This window comes from Mangrovimonas sp. ST2L15 (assembly GCF_001280515.1).
Lineage (GTDB): Bacteria > Bacteroidota > Bacteroidia > Flavobacteriales > Flavobacteriaceae > Mangrovimonas > Mangrovimonas futianensis.
Genome location: NZ_LBIQ01000030.1, coordinates 746,400 through 764,295 on the forward strand (window position 1 = coordinate 746,400; position 17,896 = coordinate 764,295).

The window sequence follows — 17,896 nt, forward strand, 5'->3', positions numbered from 1 at the left end:
AGATGACCTCATGAAAGATCCAAATAACTTTTATCAACACCAATTAAAAATCCATCAGCAAAGCGTTGAAAGGCTCAACAAACAAATGTATGTTTTGAGTATGTTGAGGTTAACCGTGTTTTTATTGACCGTTGCAGGGGTTTATTTCTTTTTTGAAAACTTGCCATTGGCAGGCGTAATTTTCTTGGTTGGAACCGCTTTGTTTGGTTTGCTTCTTTTAAAGTACATGCGCACTAAAAGAAAGCGGAATCTTCACAAGGCTCTTGTAGGAATTAATGAGGAAGAATTGGAAATAGGTAAAGGCAAATTTCATCATCGGGATCAAGGAATGCGCTTTAATGATGCACTTCATGAGTATGCTTATGATATAGATTTATTTGGTAAGGGATCCTTTTTTCAATTTCTTAACCGAACACGTCTGGAAGAGGGAAGTGAAACCTTGGCCCACTTATTGAAAGCTAATGATGTTGAGAATATTGTTTCCAAACAACAAGCTATTCAGGAATTAGATAAGAAGGCTGAATGGCGACAGGAATTTTCAGCCATCGCCTCTTTAATCAAGGTTGAGGTTCCTGCCAACCAAATTTTAAAATGGTTAAAGGAGCATCAAAGTTTTGTGCCAGCGATGATGAGGTGGTTTCCAACTGTTTTTGGGTTGGGTTCTGTAGCATTGGTTGTTTGGTCGGCTTATGATTATAGCCATTTGACCTTTTTGGGATATTGGTTGATGTTGGGGCTAGGGATCACAGGAAAATATTTGAAGAAAATAAATGTCTTAGCTTCCAATTCTGATAAGGTAAAGGAAACCTTTAGGCAGTATGCATTGCTTCTAAATAAGATAGAAAATGAATCGTTTTCATCTGAAATGCTTCTGGCCAAACAACAGCAAATTCAAAGCCACCAAGAAAAGGCTTCGGCTATTTTTAGTCAATTTTCCAAACACTTGGATGCCTTAGATAATCGAAATAACATGATAGGCGCCATTTTTGGAAATGGATTGTTTTTGACCGATCTTAAAAATAGTTATAAGATTGAAAAATGGATTCGTCAATATCACCAAACAGTGGCTCATTGGTTTGAAGCGGTAACGTTTTTTGACGCTTATAATTCCTTAGGAAATTTTGCTTTCAATCATCCAAGTTATGTGTATCCAGAGATTGTAGATAATAGGTCTTGTATTAAGGCTGAGTCTCTTGGTCATCCTTTATTGCCAGCGCAGAAACGCGTTGATAGCGATCTTGAAATAAATCAGGAACAATTTTTTATAGTTACTGGAGCTAACATGGCTGGGAAGAGTACCTTTTTAAGAACCGTTTCACTTCATATCGTAATGGCCAATATGGGTTTGCCAGTTTGTGCCAAATCAAGCCAGTACCATCCGGTTAAATTGATAACCAGTATGCGAACCAGTGATTCTTTAACCGATGATAGTTCCTATTTCTTTTCCGAACTTACTAGATTGAAGTTTATTGTAGATGCCATTAAAGAGCAGCCCTATTTTATTATTCTGGATGAAATTTTGAAAGGAACCAATAGTACTGATAAGGCTATTGGCTCTAAAAAGTTTGTTGAGAAATTGGTGGCTTCAGATGCTACTGGTATTATCGCAACACATGACCTTAGCTTGTGTGAGATTGAAAAGGATTTGGAGCCGGTTAAAAACTATTATTTTGATGCCCAAATCATCAATGAAGAACTCTTTTTTGATTACAAACTTAAAAAGGGAATCTGTCAAAATATGAACGCCAGTTTTTTATTGAAGAAGATGGAGATTGTGTAGTTTTATAGAAAAGGCTAAATTTAATTTTGAACCACTTATTATGAAATTAATTATTTGGAGCTTTTTATTTTTTATTGGCTTCACAGCAATATCTTATTCTCAATCTAATTCCAAAAAAATTGCGAATTATATTTGTTTAACTCCTACTATGTTGGATCAGCAAATGGCTCAAAAAAAATATGAGCTAGACTTGCCCGAAAATTGGTGTGCTTACCTAGGTTTTCACGATATCTTATCATTTTCACCTAAAACTGTATTTAGATTAGATGAAAACTATTACCAAAATTACCTAACAGTGGCTTGCTATGATAACGCGACTTATAAAAGTAATGATGTTGAGGAATCTTTGAAAAAGCATGTTTTCGGCTTAAAGGGAGGATCCATTTATAATCCGAAAATTTCTTCAGCGGAACATGGTATTTATGGTAAATATTATATTATCCATCAAAATTCTATTCAACAAGGTGAAAAAGTAGTTAGGTTGAAGGTTTTATTTAATTATCTTGGACAAGATTATATTCTGAGTTACCAAGTTTTAAGTTCTAATTTTGATAAAAGTTTAGACGATATAAATGCTATAATAGATTCCTTTAAAATTAAAGAATAGCAGGCTCTTCTTATTCTTGCCAGAAATTGTAAGAGTATTTTAAATGTATGGTTATGTCGAATGATTATCTTCAAGTTTGTCTTATTCAATCCCACCTTTTTTGGGAAAACCCCACTGCCAACCGTGAGCAATTCTCTAAAAAGATAGCAGCTGTTTCAGAACAAGTCGATTTGGTAGTGCTTCCAGAAATGTTTTCCACGGGGTTTAGCATGCAGGCCAAGAAATTGGCCGAATCTATTGCTGGGGAAACGGTAAATTGGCTAGTTAATCAAGCCAAGACCCATCAGATAGGGTTAACAGGAAGTTTGATCATACAAGAAGACAGTCAATTTTTCAATCGACTCTTTTTTGTATTTCCAGATGGAACATTTCAAACCTATGACAAGCGGCACACTTTTACCTTGGCTGGTGAAGACCGTGTTTATAAAGCTGGTAGTGAAAAGTTACTTGTAGATTATAAAGGGTGGAAAATTTGTCCGCTTATTTGTTATGATCTTCGCTTTCCTGTATTTGCTAGAAATACCGAAGATTATGATTTGCTTCTCTATGTCGCCAATTGGCCCAAATTAAGAATAGATGCTTGGGATACCTTGCTTAAAGCTCGTGCCATAGAAAATATGAGTTATTGCATTGGTGTTAATCGAATTGGACTGGATGGCAATGGTTATGAGTATTCGGGACATTCTGCAGCCTATGATGTTTTGGGAAATAAAATATCGATCCAAAATAAGGAAACAGAATGGATGGATATCGTTTCCTTAAGAAAGGAACATATTATAACTAATCGTAATAAACTAGGTTTTTTAAGGGATAGAGATCGGTTTAGTTTGTTATGATAAAATCTTCAATGTTTTCCCAGTTGGCATTGGCTTCAAGAATATCCGAAGAATAAATAATTCGTTCGGGCTGCTGCCTTTTTAGAACATTTCCAGAGTCATATTTGCCATTTTTATTGGTGTCATAAATCACTCTAATTCTATAATTTCCGGTATCGATATTAGTGAAGTCAATAGGTTCTTCTTTTTCACTATACTGTTCATATTTGACTTCCCCTTTATCATTTGTTAATTGAACAATCACAGGATATTGTGCATTTTTTAAATTGATTCTTGCATTGCCATAGTCAGATAGCTTTTTGGTGCTGATAGTGTATTTTAAACTGTCGTTTGTATCTCCAAAAAAGTCTGTAAATGCCTGTGGCAAAACATTTACTTCATATTTATTGCTTTGAGTTTTCTCAAAATTAAAAACCAAGTGGTTTAATAAAGTATCCAGTTTGGTTTGAAAGGGAACATCTAAGGAGTCCTTATCCATGATACTTATATTGTCCTCTTTAATTTCATAAAAGGGTGTGCTAGCTGATAGAATGAAATCTTCATTGAAGTTAAGTGTGGATTTGCTTTCATTCTTAATGGTTAACGTATCTCTCGGTTGTTCACTAATTTTAACGGTGAAATCTTCTTCATAATCTTTATTTCTAACCTTGAAAATAAGGGAGTCTACTTCCAATCGCGGTTTGTACCAATAGTCTAAGGTATCTGTAGTGGCATTTTTTGTGATTCGATAAGAATAATCTTCAGGAACATCAGATTGCACCAGTATCTCCATGTTTTCGTAACCCCCTTTGTATCCAAATGCAATACGTTCCCCAGAAACCAAACGAGGTCTAATAACCTTGGGGTCAAGTTGCTCCTTAAATAATTTAAGATCATAAAGAGCCGAATCGTTTGGAACTGTAATTGGTGTTGGATGAAAAGCAATTTTATCTGTTGCCTGCTGGAATTTATTATCTTGATTGGCATCTTTCATGGCAAACAACATGTATTGTCCAGGCTTAATATTTTCTATGGTAAACTGGGTAAGGCTATCCAAGGTGTTGGTAATATATCTGGGTTGATCCTTAAATATGATAGAATCGGTGTAAGTACTATCCATTTCATATAGCATGACAGAAACAAAGTTGTCTGGTTTAATCAATTCGGCGTCCAGAATATTTCCAGAAACTGTTAAGGAATCAATGTAATCTCCTGTTGAAAAAACATAACGGAAGTAGGGATACGGATTTTCTTCGTTATTATCAACAATACTATTGCCAAAATTGAAGGCATAGGTAGTATTGGGAGCCAAAGTATCTTTGATATTTATCCTTATAAACTTACTAGCACCGCCCAAGGGTGTTATATCTGGTTTTGTGTCCATGGGAGGGGAAATGATAAGCTGCTTTTGTATGTTTTTGATCTTTACATACTCATCAAAATATATGGTAATGACATCCCCTGAAAAATTGGTTGAGAAATTTTCTGGTTCAGATTTTACAATAATGGGCGGATCTTCATCTTTTGGGCCGCCTTGTGGTCTTCCTCTATTGGCACAGTTTACTAATATTAATCCAGCTATTATTGAATAAATAAGGTTTTTGAACAGTTGATTCATTCCTCTTTTAAAAATTTACACAAAGAAACAACTAATTTGTTATTAACGAAATTACTATTGGGCTATTGCCATGGAAGCAAGACTAATTTTAACATTTTTTGCTTGAGTTAGTACATTAAAGCATGCCTCTATAGTGGCTCCAGTGGTAATAACATCATCAACTAACAATAGGTGTTTGTTCGCAATTTTTTCATGATTTTGAAGTTTGAAGATTTCTGTATTGTTCCACCTGGCCCATCGGTTTTTTCCAACTTGTGATTGGGTGTTGGTAACTTTGATTAAGATTTCGTCCATGTATTCTGCATCCAATTCATTGGCAAGCTCTTTTGCGAATCCTGCCACTTGGTTATATCCTCGTTTCTTTAGTTTGTTTTTGTGCAAAGGCACTGGGATGACCATGTCAATCGCTCGGTAAGCCTCATGTTCCTTTAACTCGGCACCCAGCCAGGAGCCTAACATATAGCTAACTTGCTCTTGGTTTTTATATTTAAGATTGTGTATTAATTGTTGGGTGAGTCCCTTTTTCTCATATACAAGGAGGGAAGTGGCTTGTTTAATGGGGATTCTTCCATAAAATATTTTCTTGACTTCATTTTCTGAGTCATGAGGATGATTTAAAACTGGTAAATCATGTCGGCAATTGGTGCAAAGATGTAGTTCGTGATCACTCAAGGCATCATGACAAGCCAAACACACTTTTGGAAAGAACAAATCGATAATATCTGTGAGGTATTTCAGCATAGCTTAAAGATAAATATTACTTTTTTAACTGCTTTATTAAAGAATATGTGCTGTTTGTAGAGTTTTATCAATTATTTTTTCAGTTTATCGATAAAAATTATTTTAAATCCTCTTTCTTGTTAGATTCGCGAAATAATCCCGAAGTAATGATAGTTAACCCTCAATTATTTAACTATAGATTAATTATCGGTGCATTAGCAATAGCAATTGTTGTATTAGGGTCTTATAGTTTTTCCACTTATCAAACCTTAAAAAATCATCAAGATTTTTTAGAGCAGGAAGCCCATTTGGTTCAAAATGAATTGTCTCAAATGATTCAAAGCTATGACGAGGTAAAGACAGACAACAAGGAGCTAAACCAAGAATTAAAGGATTCAAAAACCAGAATGGAGCTGGCATTAGATTCTTTAAACATTATGAAAGCTGATGCGTCTTTGATATCTAAGTACAAAAGTCAATTAGCGATTCTTAATAGCGAAAGAACGCGACTATTTAAAAAAATAAAATCTATTCAGGTTGAGAATGACCTGCTACAAACTCAGGTTGATTCTGTTTCAAATGAATTGGTATCCAAAGTTTCCTATATAAAAGATTTGGAACTTGAGAATCATTTTTTGACAACCACCCTAAGTAAGGTTGAAGCGCTATCTGCCGATAATGTGCATGCCGAAGCCTTAAATTCCATTAATTTCGGAACGATTACAACTACAGATAAATTGAACAAACTTGACCATATTGAAGTTTGTGCTACTCTTTTAAGTAACAAATTAACTCCTATAGGGAACAAAGAAATTTATGTTCAAATTCTAAATCCACAGAATGAAGTTGTGGAACCTAGAGGGTCTATATCAAATAAAACAAATACCTTGACTTATAGTGGTAAAACAACCATTCAGAACATTAGTGATGAAATGGATGTTTGTACCAAAATCAATATCAATTCGAAGGCTAATTTAACTGCTGGCGTTTACAAAATTTTTATTTTCCAGGACATGCTACCATTAGGAGCTACTGAAATGGAACTTAATTAACTAACTCATTTATATTTTTAAAGAAACCGTTCCATTAGTTGGAGCGGTTTTTTAATTTTGCCATATGACAAATCAAGACGATCAATTTAAGAAGGTTATATCACACGCTAAGGAATACGGTTATGTGTTTCAAAGTAGTGAAATTTACGATGGGCTAAGTGCGGTTTACGATTACGCCCAAAATGGTGTAGAATTAAAGAAAAACATACGTGATTATTGGTGGAAGGCCATGGTGCAAATGCACGATAACATTGTTGGTATTGATGCTGCTATTTTTATGCACCCAACCACATGGAAGGCTTCTGGTCACGTCGATGCGTTTAATGATCCGTTAATTGATAATAAAGACTCCAAAAAACGCTACAGGGCTGATGTCTTGGTAGAGGACTATGTGGGGAAATTAGATGCTAAAATTGAGAAGGAAGTTAAAAAGGCCGAAAAGCGCTTTGGAGATGCCTTTGACAAAGATCAGTTTTTGGCAACCAATCCTAGGGTTTTAAAATACAAGGAAGAAGGAGAGGCTATTTTAAAGCGTTTGGGTAAATCTTTGGAAAATGAAAATTTAGCTGATGTGAAAGCACTTATTGAGGAACTGGATATTGCAGATCCTCTAACCGGAAGTAAAAACTGGACCGATGTCAAACAGTTTAATTTGATGTTTGGAACTAAGTTGGGTGCATCCGCAGATAGTGCCATGGATTTATATTTAAGGCCAGAAACGGCACAAGGTATTTTTGTGAATTTCCTAAACGTTCAAAAAACAGGACGTATGAAAATTCCTTTTGGAATCGCCCAAACAGGAAAGGCCTTTAGAAATGAAATAGTTGCCAGACAGTTTATATTTAGAATGCGTGAGTTTGAACAAATGGAAATGCAGTTTTTCATCAAGCCGGGAACGCAGCAAGAATGGTTTGACTACTGGAAGGAAACAAGGTACAAATGGCACCAATCATTAGGGATGGGAGCCGATAATTATCGCTTTCATGACCATGAAAAATTAGCCCATTATGCCGATGCCGCTACAGATATTGAGTTTAAATTTCCTTTCGGATTTAAAGAATTGGAAGGAATTCACTCACGTACAGATTTCGATTTAAAACAACACGAAGAGTTTTCAGGTAAAAAATTACAATATTTTGACCATGAAGAGAATAGAAGTTATGTGCCTTATGTGCTAGAAACTTCCATAGGTTTAGATCGAATGTTCTTGGCGGTATTCTCAAATTCTTTGGTAGAAGAAGAACTTGAAAATAACACCACCAGAACAGTTTTAAAAATACCAGCGGTGTTAGCGCCAACTAAGGCAGCCGTATTGCCTTTGGTTAAAAAGGATGGTCTTCCTGATATCGCCAAAAAAATTGTAGATGATTTGAAGTGGGATTTCAATGTGGATTATGATGAAAAAGATGCTGTAGGTCGTCGCTACCGTCGTCAAGATGCTGTTGGTACACCATTCTGTATTACCGTAGACCACGATACTTTAGATGATAACACTGTGACTATTCGTCATCGCGATTCTATGGAGCAAAAACGCGTTAAGATTTCAGCACTTCGCGATATCATCAAAAAAGAGGTGGATGTCAAGGAATGGTTGATGAAAATGTAATTGGGCTAAATGAACAAACAGAAAGTTATTCGATTTTTGGGGATCTTGTTAATGGTTTTTGGGGTTACCTTTTTAGATTACGACCAACCTTCTTTCTCTGAAAATGCCAAAGCTTACATAGCGCTAATATTAGGAGCTGTTATCGTTTTGATAATTTCCTTTAACAGTTATAAAAAATAAGAAAAGCCCAAGTTTTAACTTGGGCTTTTCTTATTTTTTAATGCCCATGCCCCGAGTCTCCTTCATTATCCAAAAGGGAGGTTCCTTTTATTAAAATATCTTTTCCTTTCAATTTATCGGGATTTAGAATCTCGGTGGTTTGTTCGTAGGTTTCACCCAATGGCACTTCTGTTTTTTCAAAATAGTAGGCCGTTTCGGTGGTTTCTGCCAAGGTTAAAACATAGGCTTCATTCTCAGTTTTTATGATAGCTTCATTGGGCAATCCTTTAGCTGTTTTTTGACTAACTGAAATATAAGCTTCTACATACATCCCAACAATAAAGTTGGCCTCCTCTTTATTCAAATGTCCGTGTACTTGAACTCGTCTTGTATTTTCATCAATGGTAGTGCCTACCAAATGCACTTCTGCTGTATAAATATCATTGGAAGCTTCGGGTATTTTAAATTGAATGGTTTGTCCCTTTTTAATTTTCATGATGTCTTTTTCAAAAACCGATAATTCCAAATGAATGTGGTCTGTATCCACAATTTCCATTATAGTATCAGCTGGCGAAACGTAATTCCCATTGCTAATGTTTACCTTGGAAACACTCCCAGAAATAGGCGCATAGAGATTAATGGATTTGGATATGTGTCCTTCTTCAACCGATTTAGGACTGAGGTTCATCATTTCCAATTTCTTTTTTAGGCCATTGTAATGGGCCAGATTGCTTTTATAGTTGCTTTCGGCTTGCAGATAATTTTTTTGTGAGGTAATGTTTTCATCAAACAATGTTTTTTGTCGCTCATACTCACTCTTTAGAAAAGTTAATTTTTCTGCTGCTTCCAGATATTGCTGTTGTATTTCAACATATTCGGTGTTTTCTAGTGTGACCAATAATTGTCCTTTTTTTACCAAGTCACCCACAAGAAGAGGTGTTTTGGTGACATATCCTCCCATAAAAGTGGTGATATTTGATTTGTTGTGTGGGGGCACATCAATCATTCCGTTTACTTGAACCGTTTCCTGAAAATGGTATTCAGAAAGTTGGCCCAAGGCCATAGACTCTCCTTGAAATTGCTCTCGGGTAATTTCCAGCTCGTGGCTAGATTCATTTGATTCTGCAACTGGGGCTTCTTCAGGATTGCTTTTGCAGGAAACAACAAAAAGTAATAAAAGAAGGCTATATAGATATTTCATGATTATAGAATTAAAAAGTTAAGTTGAATGACGGTTTGGTTGTATAGATTAAGATTTTGGAGGTATTCCAATTCGATGTCCTTGGCAGTTTCAATACTTTGAATGTATTGAAAGAAGTCAATTTCACCTTCTTTAAAGGTTCTTTGTGCTGTTGAAATGATTTCCTCTGAAAGTGTTTTTCCTTGTGATTCATAGTAGGAAATAGCCTCCTCATATTGTTTGAGGGTGGCCAACAAACTTTGTTGTTTGCTTTTCAGAATTTGCTGATAGTTTTGCTGCTCATAGGTAATACGGTCTACAGCAATTTTGCTGGCCTTTATTTTTGATGCTTGCCCAGAAAACAAAATGGGTATTTTAACTCCAAATTGATAGCCTATCAAATTTCCATTGAGTTGACTGTTGGTCCCTTGAAAATATTCAGCACTTAAATCAGGCAGTAAATCTTGTTTTTCTTTGACTTCCAATGCCTGAAAGTATATTTTGGAAGATTCAAAAAAGTGAAGGCCCGGATTCGTGTCAAGTCCTAAAGTATTTACTTCTAATCTGGTTAGAATTTCATCATCAATTTCAAAATCTAAGCTGTCTAATTGTATCACTTTTTTAAGAGTTTCCTTAGATTTTGCAACTTCTTGTTGAGCTTGTTTAAAGACCGTTTCAATCTGTTTTTGCTTGGATTGTGCAGTTATCATTTCCAAATAATTGGTTTCTCCCAGTTCAAACCTTCGTTTGGCAGATTTGGAGAAATTTTGGTATAAGCTATCTAGAAATTGGTAGGTGTCGGCTTTTCTTTTTGAATATTTCAATTGGTAAAAAGCAGTATAAACTTCTTTAGTCAACTGAAGCGTCTTAAGCTCCTGTGCTGATTGTTGCCTGTTGTATTGTGCTTGATTTACTTTCTGGTAAGCAAAATATACGGTTGGAAATTTAAAATCCTGAGAAATACCCCAAACCTTTAAAGGCTCATTATTTATAGCCAAATTATTTTCGTCATAGTGATAATAAACCGCCATTTTATCAAAATTGAAGGCTGATCCAATTAGCGCTTTACTTTCTTCGGTCTGTGCTTGGGAGGCTTTTAATTCGTTGTTATTCTCAATGGCCAATGCTACGGCTTCCTCGATACTTAAAGGTTGTTGCTGCGCTTGCATTTGGAACCCGACCAAGATTACAACCGCCGTAACAATGGATTTCTTTTTAAAACGTACTTTTCGGGGTTTTTCAAACCAAGCGTAAAGAACGGGTAAGACGACTAAGGTTAAAAGGGTAGCGGTAATTAAACCTCCAATGACGACGGTAGCCAAAGGTCTTTGAACCTCGGCACCTGCATTGGTAGAAATAGCCATAGGTAGGAAACCAAGAGCTGCAGCACCCGCAGTTAAAAGAACAGGTCTTAAACGCTCTGAGGTCCCTTGTTTGATGAGGTCCTCAATGGTCGCAAAATCACCTTTCTTTTTGAGTTCTTTAAAATGCTCAATGAGTACAATTCCATTTAGAACAGCGATCCCGAAAAGAGCGATAAAACCAACACCTGCCGAAATACTGAAAGGTAAATCTCTTAGCCAAAGTAATAGGATACCACCAACCGCTGATAATGGGATTGCTGAATAGATCATTAAGGCATCCTTAATCGATTTGAAGGCAAAATGTAGCATGATGAAAATAAGAACCAGTGCAAGTGGTACGGCAATCATCAATCTGTTTTTAGCTTGTTGGAGATTTTCAAATTGACCTCCATAGGTGATGTTGTAACCTGCTGGAAGACTGAGTTCCTTTTTAAGGATGTTTTGAATATCATCGACCACCGATTGTAAATCCCGATTTCTAACATTAACACCAACTACAATGCGTCTTTTTGTGTCATCTCTCGAGATTTGTGCCGGTCCTGTAGTGTATTCAATATTGGCTAATTCATTTAAAGGAATTTTGGTGTTATTAGGGCCATCTACATAAAGTGTCTTTAAGTTGTTGATATCCTTACGATATTTGGAATCTAAACGCATTACCAAGTCAAATCTCTTTTCGCCTTCAAAAATGCTTCCGGCTGTTTTACCAGCAAATCCCATAGATACGATATCATTTAAATCGGAAATGTTAAGGCCGTAGCGTGCAATTTTATCTCGGTTATAAGTAACGGTCATTTGTGGTAGTCCTGCTACTTTTTCAACAATAATATCCGAGGCACCTTCTACATTTTGAATCAGATTTTTTATTTGGTTGGCTTTATTAGCCAAAATCTCCAAATCGGCTCCAAAGACCTTAATGGCAACATCGGCTCTAACTCCAGTAATAAGCTCATTGAAACGCATTTCTATGGGTTGGGTGAATTCGACGTCCATTCCTGGGATAACTGATAATGCTTCTTTAAACTTATTGGCCAATTCATCTTTGGTTTCTGCAGATACCCATTGGTCCTTGGGTTTTAATTTGATGATAACATCACTTTGTTCCATTGACATGGGATCAGTGGGAACCTCTGCGGCGCCTATCCGACTAACGACTTGGTCCACCTCTGGAAAATTTTTGATGAGGATATTTTCAATTTTAGTAGTAATCTCTATGGTTTTATCTAGTGAGGTTCCCGTTTTTAAAACAGGTTGAATCACAAAATCACCTTCATCTAAAGTTGGCACAAATTCTCCTCCCATGCTGCTGAAGATCCAAATACTTGCAAGCAACAACGCGGCAGACATACCAATAACATATTTTTTATGGTTGAGTGCCCAATTGATTACAGGTTGGTATTGCTTGTTCATAAAGGCGATAAGTCGCTTGGACAGGTTGTTTTTCTTTTCCTTAGTAGGTTTTAAGGCTAAGGAAGAAATTACTGGCACATAGGTTAAACATAGGATCATGGCGCCAATTAAGGCAAAACTAAACGTGAGAGCCATGGGTTTAAACATTTTTCCTTCAACACCACTGAGTGACAATATAGGGATGAAAACGATTAAAATAATAAGTTGACCAAAGATGGCTGAATTCATCATTTTGGTAGCACTCTTTTTAGTGATGGCATCAATGGCCGATTGTCTTTCGCCTTTTGTTAAGGTCTGGAGCTTGTCAGCATTACTTGAAATTTGGAAAGCTATAAACTCAACAATGATAACAGCGCCATCAATGATAATTCCAAAATCGATAGCTCCTAGGCTCATTAAATTGGCATCCACCCCAAACACATTCATTAAGGTAATGGCAAACAATAAACTTAAAGGAATCACCGAAGCGACAACTAAGCCCGACCTTAAATTTCCAAGAAGAAGAACCACTACAAAAATAACAATCAAAGAACCTAAAATGAGGTTTTCGGATACGGTAAAGGTTGTTTTGTCAATCAGTTCACTACGTTCTAGAAAACCATTTATATAAACACCTTCGGGCAAGGTACTTTCTATGGATGCTATACGTTCTTTCACCGCTTCAATGACTTGCTTGGAATTTCCATCTTTCAGCATCATGATTTGTCCAAGTACTTTTTCTCCCTGACCATTTCCTGTGATAGCACCAAAGCGAATAGCGCTCCCATAACCTACTGTCGCAACATCTCTAATATAAAGGGGGACACCATTATTTTTGACCACGATGTTTTTAATGTCATTTAAGGATTTTGCTAAACCCTCGCCTCTGATGAAATAGGCTTGGTCTGATTTTTCAATATAACCACCACCCGCAACACTATTATTTTTTTCCAAAGCATCATAAACCTCAGAGATGGAGATATTCATAGCCGCTAATTTCTGCGGATTGATGCTAACTTCATATTGTTTCAAGTAGCCGCCCCAGGTGTTGATTTCAACTACGCCGGGAATACCCGACAATTGACGTTTTACTATCCAGTCTTGGATGGTACGTAGTTGGGTTGTTGAGTAGGAACCTTTGTAATCTGGTTTGACATCTAAGGTGTATTGGTAAATTTCTCCAAGCCCTGTGGTAATGGGCCCCATTTCTGGAGTTCCAAATCCTTGTGGGATTTTTTCGGTGGCAGATTTTATTTTTTCGGCCAAAAGCTGTCGTGGTAAATAGGTGCCCAGATCGTCGTCAAAGACTATTGTTACCACCGAGAGTCCGAATTTGGATACCGATCTAATTTCCTTGACTCCGGGAAGGTTGGCCATTTCCAACTCTACGGGATAAGTGATAAATTGTTCAACGTCTTGGGTGGATAGGTTTCTGGATGTGGTGATAACTTGAACTTGGTTATTGGTAATATCAGGAACCGCACCAATGGAAATTTGGGTTAAAGAATAAAGTCCAAGGCCAAATATTCCAGCTGTAAATAAAAGGATGATGAGCTTGTTTTTTAAGCTCAGTTTGATGATGTTTTCTAACATAATTCTTTTAGATAATTAAATAAATATGACCCATGTCGCCCTGTGGATGGGCGCTGGTCTATCATTTCTAAGGAAGAATTATGCTGTTTTGGGCGGCTGTAATAGGGGGTATTTTTCAAAAATTGAGTGTGATTCCTTGTAAAAAAAGTTGCAAGGAATCTCTACAAATTCTATTTGATCAAATTCGATATTTGAATTTTCAAACGTAAAAACCGGACTTAAATGGGAGCACATTTGATGTTCATGCTGGAACGGGAGATCCTCATGTTGGTGGTCCCCTTGGTGCTTTTCTTTGGAGTTGCCATAATGTTCAGCTAAAAACTGAAGAAAACTGTCACCATAGGCCTGTTTGTGGAATTCGGCATGTTCAAAAAAGGTGTCCAAATGAACCAAATCGCCTACTTCAAAACTGATGCTTTGAAACAGGATTAAAAAGGCATAGGTTATGGATAACAATTTTTGCATACCACACAAAAATACCATTTTTTTGAAAAGAAATGATGTAACAAACGTTACATTACTTAAAAATAAGCCTTTAACTGTACGGTTCCCGTATGGATTACCTGGCTAGTTTCGCTTTTACGTCCCATATAATTCAGGTTTAAATCCAAGTATTGCGTGATTTTCTTTTGTGCCAATAAACTCCATGTTAAATTTTTTCCAGGTTGCAAGCCTTCCATCATTTGATAGGAAACAGGCGTATTGGCATTTCCTGAAAAATCATTAGAAATGTAATTGAATTCTCCATTTATAGCGGCACTTTGTGTGTCGGCAAACGAGAATGATACACCATAGTTTTGTTGTTTCAGGGTTTCAAAATCACCAATGGTATTTTCTTTCTGATTGTTTTTATAAAAAATATCAAATCGCGTATTGTCATTAAGTAAGTAGGAAAGCTTAGGGAATAATAAGGTTTCATCAATATTGAAATTTTTACTCGCATAATTTTCACTTGAAGACTCTGTGTTATTAAAATAGGATTCCACATTTAGTAGCCAACTTTCTGCAAATTTGTGATTAAATTGAAGTTTGTGGCTAACCAGGGAGTTTTCAATTTGTCCTATGGTGAGCGTGTTTTTGGTCCGGTTTTGTAAATAGGTGTAGCTACTTGTAAAATGTTGTTTACCGCGATTAAAGAAGAAAATATTTCTGAAATTGGATTGCAGCCCCAATTCGTTTTCCAAATCGTCTTTAAATGGATTTAAGTTGAAGCTACTTCCTTCCCTCAAGTGTTTTCTATCAACTAAGTAGGAAGTTTGGTTGTAAAAGTGAGCCAAGAATTTTTGTAAGTGATTATCCGAAACAGACCATTGTTGAAAGTTCATAGTTAGGTTGGCACTTAGTCTGTTTTGATGGGTCTTCAGATAGACTTGATTGGGAAGTAACACTCTAATATACATTCCTTGATCCTGAAATTGAGCAATTTCAAACTCTTCCAGTTCCTGAATGCCATTGTTGTTATAATCTATCCAAGTGTAATTCCCTTGGCCTGGTTCAACTTCCACATAAGTGAAATCCTGTTGAGGTAAGGTTCCTGAGTTGGTTTCGTAAACGGTATTTAAAAGGAGAATTTGATTGAAAAACTTTTGACTGTATTGGATTCTGGAGTTTAATGAATTTTCATCCTCGTAATTTGGGTCTTCTTGCTTCAAGGTCCTGTAATTGATATATGCAGCAAGATTGGTGTTTTGGTTGTTGATTAATCTTGAGTCAATATAGTAAGTGTTGGAAGTATTGACCCTTTGTAGATCTCCAGCCCTTAAGCTATCATTTACCCGAAACTTATAGCCTATTTCAGCAAAGACATTGGTGCTATCGCCAACCCCGGTAAATACTTCGGCCGATTGATATCTTTGACTTAGTGCCGTATAGTTTCCCGTTAATTTTTCCTTTTGCTCATTGTCTTCCATGGCTAATTTAGTCCCGGCCCATCCTTTATTCAGACTATAGGTTAAAACATTGTAGCTCCTCAAGAAAGTCGATTCGTTAGTGTTTGAATTCGCATTTAAAAAACTGGACAAGGACCTTATTTGCCATTTGTTCAAATGAAAATTGACATTGTAGAGATGTCTACTTCCATTAAAGTTTTCAGAATAATTTAAGTATTCAAATCTATAAGTTGCTTGCCCTTTCTGATGATGAAATAAATTAAACCCAGACTTAGCTAATGTTTGATTACCTAGTTCAGTGGCAAGTAGTGGGGTTGATGAGGTGCCTAAATTCCAATCGCGATTAAATTCGGCATTGTAAATTCTTTGTATGGATTGAAAATTTTGATGAATGTAATCGGTATCAATAAAAAGATCCAAATTCCACAAACTGTCCTTTTTTATCACATTTTGATTCCATGCTATCTTTCCTGCAAATCCGTCGTTGTCATCATTGTCCAAACTAGAAAACAAATTCTCATCACTTTTACTTCCAGCCAGTTCAAACGAGATATCTGTTTTGGAAATGGGTTTGTAATGACCGTTTACAACACCTATTTGGAGCTTAGTGGGGGCAATAAGCTGAATGATGGGAGCATAATTTCCTTGTGGGACACCACCTATTGGTTCAACATATTCATAGATAGTGTTGATGGCATTGGTGCTGCTAATGATGTAATCTCCTTGATTTTCTCCTACCTGGGTAAATTTGACACTGTAAAGTTCATCATCGGGATTGTTTGAAAACACAAATATCTCAATACCATTCAGGATGTCTATTCGGTAAAGAATTCTATTTTCATTATAGCTCTCGGGAACTGCAGAAGGGGCTACCATCAAAGTAGTGTCATCTCCTGCTTGTGAGAGTGTTTCCACTTGATCGGGAGATAAGTTTTGCTGTAGCGGGTTGTTTTTGGAATCATTTTCACTGTATATGGAAGCGCCTATTTGTAGTTTTTCACTTTCATATTGGCCTCCGCCATAAACAATCAGTCTGGAATAGTTTCTTTCGCTGTATTGATAGTCTACCGTGACACGCATTTCGGAGGTTACTGGAAAAGTGGAATTGAAAATGATTTCTCCAGCATTGTAATCGATAATGTAATCTTTGTTTTCGCCCCTTTGTAAGGATACACCGTTAACATAAACAATTTCACTACCAGATACGATTAACACATATAATTCTTGGTTGGGGCCTTTAAGTTTGTATGGACCTTGATTTCCTTCTTGGGTATTAAACTGGCTGGTTGTGAACTGACCTCTTACCAAAGCTCCAGAGGCAAATAATTGTGTTTGCGATTCGGGATGATTTAAAGTAGCTCCTAGGGCGAGACCTTGTACTCTTTTGGTGAAATTAGCAAAATAGGATTGGGTATTGGTTAAATCAATGTCTCCTGCTCGTATTTTCCAGTTATCACTGAATAATTCTATAAAGACTTGATCAAATTCATCCAAACGCTGGGAATATCCGCTTTCCTGAAGGGGAATATTGGCATCTTGAATAGAGGCTCTCAAGGATACCTTGTCACTTAGTTTACCTGTTATCTGCAAATCCAATTCACTGTTTAAAACCGAGTTTTGATTGTTCCCAATGACGACTCCCCTTGAAATACTCCCAGAGGTGCTCAAACCATCAAAAGGAGTGAAGACTTCCTTTTTACTAGGTTGTTGCAGTTTATACAAACGGTTGAGGTTTTCATTGCTTTCAACGATGATGTTTTCATCCAATTGCTTGTAAGTTTTGGTTAAAAATTCAGGGTATTTTAAGTAGCTTATTATTATGGTGTCAGTATCTATTTTTTTTTTGAAGGTCAATAAAGACTTTGAGAAATCTACTAGGTAATGGGATTCATCAATATAGGAGCTGTCTTTTGTTTTGATGGAGAAAAAGCTGGGGTTGATACTAACGCTATCAATAAGAATACTATCTCTTGTAGCTACCTTTTTTGACCTGAAGTTAGAATCCAGATTTTGGCCAAAGGAAGCCATTCCAAGCAAAAGGAGTAGGCATGTTAGCGTTAGTTTCATCAAATAGTAAACAGAATATTTTTCAAATTATTTTGTTAATAGCTTTTGAAAAAAAGG

The 17,896-nt window shown here is 36.4% G+C and carries 12 protein-coding genes; 6 read left to right on the top strand and 6 right to left on the bottom strand.

The window, feature by feature from the left end; genetic code table 11:
- Positions 1–10 precede the first annotated feature (10 nt).
- Genes ZA07_RS07180 through ZA07_RS07190 form a run of 3 tightly spaced genes read left to right on the top strand, consistent with a single transcriptional unit; the run spans position 11 to position 3,223 of the window.
- Positions 11–1,780 carry a DNA mismatch repair protein MutS gene (locus ZA07_RS07180; RefSeq protein WP_053971031.1) on the top strand — a complete coding sequence of 590 codons (1,770 nt, stop codon included), beginning with the start codon at positions 11–13 and terminating at the stop codon, positions 1,778–1,780.
- A gap of 40 nt (positions 1,781–1,820) precedes the next feature.
- Entirely contained in the window at positions 1,821–2,387 is a 567-nt protein-coding gene (locus ZA07_RS07185; protein ID WP_157492084.1) for a hypothetical protein, read from the top strand.
- A 53-nt stretch (positions 2,388–2,440) separates the two neighbouring features.
- Positions 2,441–3,223, top strand: a complete 783-nt coding sequence (locus ZA07_RS07190; protein ID WP_053972082.1) for a nitrilase family protein — start codon at positions 2,441–2,443, stop codon at positions 3,221–3,223.
- Here the strand turns inward: ZA07_RS07190 and ZA07_RS07195 are convergent.
- Both ZA07_RS07195 and ZA07_RS07200 read right to left on the bottom strand, forming a co-directional pair.
- Positions 3,210–4,820 carry an Ig-like domain-containing protein gene (locus tag ZA07_RS07195; RefSeq protein ID WP_053971033.1) on the bottom strand — a complete coding sequence of 537 codons (1,611 nt, stop codon included), beginning with the start codon at positions 4,818–4,820 and terminating at the stop codon, positions 3,210–3,212. The two genes, ZA07_RS07190 and ZA07_RS07195, sit on opposite strands and share 14 nt — an antisense overlap.
- Before the next feature lie 54 nt (positions 4,821–4,874).
- Positions 4,875–5,561, bottom strand: a complete 687-nt coding sequence (locus ZA07_RS07200; RefSeq protein WP_053971034.1) for a ComF family protein — start codon at positions 5,559–5,561, stop codon at positions 4,875–4,877.
- Positions 5,562–5,707: 146 nt separating this feature from the next.
- Between ZA07_RS07200 and ZA07_RS07205 the strand changes: the two genes are divergently transcribed.
- The 3 genes from ZA07_RS07205 (at position 5,708) to ZA07_RS16000 (ending at position 8,378) form a co-directional block, all read left to right on the top strand.
- Positions 5,708–6,592, top strand: coding sequence for a hypothetical protein (locus tag ZA07_RS07205; protein ID WP_157492085.1), 885 nt, complete (start codon positions 5,708–5,710; stop codon positions 6,590–6,592).
- Positions 6,593–6,656: 64 nt separating this feature from the next.
- Entirely contained in the window at positions 6,657–8,198 is a 1,542-nt protein-coding gene (locus tag ZA07_RS07210) for a glycine--tRNA ligase (protein WP_053971036.1), read from the top strand.
- A 9-nt stretch (positions 8,199–8,207) separates the two neighbouring features.
- The gene (locus ZA07_RS16000; protein ID WP_157492086.1) at positions 8,208–8,378 is read left to right on the top strand and encodes a hypothetical protein; all 171 of its coding nucleotides are present in this window, start codon (positions 8,208–8,210) and stop codon (positions 8,376–8,378) included.
- Between the two features lie 37 nt (positions 8,379–8,415).
- On the opposite strand, the gene ZA07_RS07215 is transcribed toward ZA07_RS16000, so the two are convergent.
- The 4 genes from ZA07_RS07215 to ZA07_RS07230 form a co-directional block, all read right to left on the bottom strand.
- Positions 8,416–9,558, bottom strand: a complete 1,143-nt coding sequence (locus tag ZA07_RS07215; protein ID WP_053971037.1) for an efflux RND transporter periplasmic adaptor subunit — start codon at positions 9,556–9,558, stop codon at positions 8,416–8,418.
- Between the two features lie 2 nt (positions 9,559–9,560).
- A complete protein-coding gene (locus ZA07_RS07220; RefSeq protein ID WP_053971038.1) occupies positions 9,561–13,883 on the bottom strand; it encodes a CusA/CzcA family heavy metal efflux RND transporter in 4,323 nt (1,440 codons plus the stop codon).
- Between the two features lie 78 nt (positions 13,884–13,961).
- The gene (locus tag ZA07_RS07225) at positions 13,962–14,348 is read right to left on the bottom strand and encodes a hypothetical protein (protein ID WP_053971039.1); all 387 of its coding nucleotides are present in this window, start codon (positions 14,346–14,348) and stop codon (positions 13,962–13,964) included.
- Positions 14,349–14,404: 56 nt separating this feature from the next.
- On the bottom strand, positions 14,405–17,839 hold the full coding sequence (locus tag ZA07_RS07230; RefSeq protein WP_053971040.1) for a hypothetical protein: 3,435 nt from the start codon (positions 17,837–17,839) through the stop codon (positions 14,405–14,407).
- Positions 17,840–17,896: the final 57 nt, after the last annotated feature.

Coding starts and splice junctions, on each gene's coding strand:
- ZA07_RS07195 (WP_053971033.1), bottom strand. CDS start 4,820: ATGAATCAACTGTTCAAAAACCTTATTTATTCAATAATAGCTGGATTA.
- ZA07_RS16000 (WP_157492086.1), top strand. CDS start 8,208: ATGAACAAACAGAAAGTTATTCGATTTTTGGGGATCTTGTTAATGGTT.
- ZA07_RS07180 (WP_053971031.1), top strand. CDS start 11: ATGAAAGATCCAAATAACTTTTATCAACACCAATTAAAAATCCATCAG.
- ZA07_RS07230 (WP_053971040.1), bottom strand. CDS start 17,839: ATGAAACTAACGCTAACATGCCTACTCCTTTTGCTTGGAATGGCTTCC.
- ZA07_RS07210 (WP_053971036.1), top strand. CDS start 6,657: ATGACAAATCAAGACGATCAATTTAAGAAGGTTATATCACACGCTAAG.
- ZA07_RS07190 (WP_053972082.1), top strand. CDS start 2,441: ATGTCGAATGATTATCTTCAAGTTTGTCTTATTCAATCCCACCTTTTT.
- ZA07_RS07205 (WP_157492085.1), top strand. CDS start 5,708: ATGATAGTTAACCCTCAATTATTTAACTATAGATTAATTATCGGTGCA.
- ZA07_RS07200 (WP_053971034.1), bottom strand. CDS start 5,561: ATGCTGAAATACCTCACAGATATTATCGATTTGTTCTTTCCAAAAGTG.
- ZA07_RS07225 (WP_053971039.1), bottom strand. CDS start 14,348: ATGCAAAAATTGTTATCCATAACCTATGCCTTTTTAATCCTGTTTCAA.
- ZA07_RS07220 (WP_053971038.1), bottom strand. CDS start 13,883: ATGTTAGAAAACATCATCAAACTGAGCTTAAAAAACAAGCTCATCATC.
- ZA07_RS07215 (WP_053971037.1), bottom strand. CDS start 9,558: ATGAAATATCTATATAGCCTTCTTTTATTACTTTTTGTTGTTTCCTGC.
- ZA07_RS07185 (WP_157492084.1), top strand. CDS start 1,821: ATGAAATTAATTATTTGGAGCTTTTTATTTTTTATTGGCTTCACAGCA.